This is a genomic window from Gilliamella sp. Fer1-1 (genome assembly GCF_001690825.1).
Taxonomy (GTDB): domain Bacteria; phylum Pseudomonadota; class Gammaproteobacteria; order Enterobacterales; family Orbaceae; genus Gilliamella; species Gilliamella apicola_C.
In genome coordinates, this window is sequence record NZ_LZGX01000087.1 from 1 (window position 1) to 2,096 (window position 2,096).

At 35.6% G+C, this 2,096-nt stretch carries 6 protein-coding genes; 3 read left to right on the forward strand and 3 right to left on the reverse strand.

From position 1 onward, the window contains the following. The 3 genes from A9G28_RS09795 to A9G28_RS09805 form a co-directional block, all read left to right on the forward strand. On the forward strand, nt 1-505 hold a 505-nt coding region (locus A9G28_RS09795; RefSeq protein ID WP_141674738.1), incomplete at its 5' end, for an integrase core domain-containing protein. 145 nt (nt 506-650) lie between these two features. Further along, the gene (locus tag A9G28_RS13885; RefSeq protein WP_141674739.1) at nt 651-818 is read left to right on the forward strand and encodes a transposase; all 168 of its coding nucleotides are present in this window, start codon (nt 651-653) and stop codon (nt 816-818) included. Next, entirely contained in the window at nt 818-997 is a 180-nt protein-coding gene (locus tag A9G28_RS09805) for a hypothetical protein (RefSeq protein ID WP_065580554.1), read from the forward strand. Before A9G28_RS13885 ends, A9G28_RS09805 begins: the two co-directional genes overlap by 1 nt. Here A9G28_RS09805 and A9G28_RS09810 read toward each other — a convergent pair. The 3 genes from A9G28_RS09810 to A9G28_RS13630 form a co-directional block, all read right to left on the reverse strand. Further along, nucleotides 980-1,195, reverse strand: a complete 216-nt coding sequence (locus A9G28_RS09810) for a hypothetical protein (RefSeq protein WP_065580555.1) — start codon at nt 1,193-1,195, stop codon at nt 980-982. The two genes, A9G28_RS09805 and A9G28_RS09810, sit on opposite strands and share 18 nt — an antisense overlap. 104 nt (nt 1,196-1,299) lie before the next feature. Beyond that, on the reverse strand, nt 1,300-1,518 hold the full coding sequence (locus A9G28_RS09815) for a hypothetical protein (protein ID WP_141674740.1): 219 nt from the start codon (nt 1,516-1,518) through the stop codon (nt 1,300-1,302). A 121-nt stretch (nt 1,519-1,639) separates the two neighbouring features. Further along, nucleotides 1,640-2,096: hypothetical protein (locus tag A9G28_RS13630; RefSeq protein ID WP_176702143.1), on the reverse strand; the 457-nt coding region annotated here is incomplete at its 5' end.

Consider the following 2,096-nt stretch of genomic DNA (forward strand, 5'->3'; position numbering starts at 1 on the left):
AAGGTTATTAGTCCCCAATAAACAAGGTGAATGTTGGTCAATGGATTTTATGAGTGACAGTAGTCGTAATCAACGTCGCTTTAGGACATTCAATGTCATCGATGACTTTAATCGTGAGGCGTTAGGGATTGATATTGCAGTAAGCTTACCCGCAGGAAGGATTACCCGTTACTTAGATAAACTGGCCGAATATCATGGGTATCCATTAAAAATACGGGTCGATAATGGGCCAGAATTTACAGGGAAAGCCTTTATAAACTGGGCTAAATCACATGATATAACCATTAATTATATCCAGCCCGGTAGCCCTTATCAAAATGGCTATATTGAACGATTTAATCGTACCTATCGTACTGAAGTACTCGATTTATATCTATTTAATAATCTAGAACAAGCAAGAAAGGTAACCGAAGAATGGCTAACCATTTATAACACCGAAAGACCGCATGAGGCATTAAATAACATGACACCGATTGAGTATAAAACACTAAAACAAGCAGCATGATTTTCTGCGTGAGTTGTGTACTAAGTTTGGGGTATTTACAAAAAGAGGATTCAATTATGAAAAAATGACTGAACATCAAATCGTAGCTATTTTAAAAGAAGCAGAGGCAGGTGTACCCGTTAAAGAGTTGTGCCGTAAATAGGGTATAGGGAATTCAACTTTCTATAAATGGCGAGAAAAATACGGCGGAATGGAAACGTCGGATATTAAACGCTTAAAGGAGCTGGAAGCTGAAAACTGTAAGCTTAAACAGATGTTTGCCGAACTGAGCTTAAAATCCCAGCTTCAGGAAGAAATCATAAAAAAACTTTAGTGCCCACAAAGGCACGTAAAACGTGGGCACAGCAACTACAACAAAATCATTCAGTCACTATTACGATGAATTGTGCCATTGTTGGTTTAAGCCGTTGTGCTTACTATTACCAACCTAAGTTGCAGGATGATTCCGTGATTATTTCGGTTGAGTATAAAACACTAAAACAAGCAGCATGATTTTCTACGTGAGTTGTGTACTAAGTTTGGGGTATTTACAGTTACAATTTCACTATTTAACGCTTCCCATTTTGGCAATTTGCCTTCTGAATCAACTTTGCCATACCATTCACTTTCATAATGGATTAATAGGCGACTAAGAGCCGAGGCTAATACCGGCTTATCAATAAGCCCTTTAAAGCTGTCCGTTGTTATCATCGCATATTTTTGTGAATCAGCACTGTGTTGTTTGTCTAATAGTGTTAATGTTTCTTTTATTGTTGGCGTGTATTGTTCAAGTGATGCATTATCCTTATTTCTGCTTAAGTTTTTTTAGCACTCAGATAAATGTCTTTCAGGCTAGCATTTTCTTTAATTTGCTTAAAATCAAACCAATCCCAGCAACTCACTTTCTTCACACCTTCGCTTTCGGTTGATAGCCAACCGGGCGACATAGTGATATTTTTATCGTCAAGGGCTTTTTCTATGTATATCCATAAGGTATCTTGCTCATCCACCGCTCGATGCTGGCGTGTTTTCACGTTATTATCACTCATATCAAGTAGGAGTGGTGTGCCAATATTATGATTGCTGCTCGTTAATTGGCTAGCTTGTAAGGGGTGTTTACTCCATGCCTCGGTGTCTGTGGCTAATTCGATTTCATTATTGTTTTCTTTCTTTATTAAGATATTTTATTAATCCCTCTTTCGTTGAAAATTCGCAGCGTTTTTTTGTTTTAAAATTATCTATACATCCAATTTTTGCTACAAGAGCATCATCTCCTATAAAATATAATGCTCTTAACACACCATCATTATCAATTAATACTGGTAATTCAAAATAACGATAGTGTATGCTCGATTTAAAAACTTCTTTTGTTAGAATTAGGATTGATTTGCTTTTGGTTTTATTCTCTATATATTCATATTCAAAGATACTTAATAATTCATCATATTGATATGGGTAAATTTCAAATGCCTTATATAATTCTTTGTTATTATTAGTTAAAAAATAAACCTCTAAATTACGTCTTCCATCATCAAAAGTATTGCTAAGAAATAGAGCAGTACCTTTCTTACCTTTATATTCAACATCAATTGGTGGATGAGCGATGTTATCA

Coding starts and splice junctions, on each gene's coding strand:
- A9G28_RS09810 (WP_065580555.1), bottom strand. CDS start 1,195: ATGATAACAACGGACAGCTTTAAAGGGCTTATTGATAAGCCGGTATTA.